Consider the following 255-nt stretch of genomic DNA (forward strand, 5'->3'; position numbering starts at 1 on the left):
GGTTCCGGCCCCGAATCTGCTGGTCGTCGCCGATTTCACCTACGTGCGGCTGGCCGGTGGCGGGTTCGTCTACACCGCGTTCGTCATCGATGCCTACGCCGGGCGGATCGTGGGCTGGGAATGCTCATCCAGCAAACAGACCGCGTTCGTGGAATCGGCGATCCGTCAGGCCGCCGCGCTGCGGCGGCGTCAGGGGCGGCCGTGGACCGGGTCCACGATTCATCATTCGGACGCCGGGTCGCAATATACATCGGT

Annotated in this window: 1 protein-coding gene; it reads left to right on the plus strand. The window is 66.3% G+C overall.

The genetic code is table 11. The annotated features are described in order from the left end of the window. The coding region (locus IU459_RS40670) for a DDE-type integrase/transposase/recombinase (protein ID WP_195134362.1) at positions 1-255 on the plus strand (255 nt) is incomplete at both ends.

It is taken from the genome of Nocardia amamiensis (genome assembly GCF_015477605.1).
GTDB lineage: Bacteria > Actinomycetota > Actinomycetes > Mycobacteriales > Mycobacteriaceae > Nocardia > Nocardia amamiensis_A.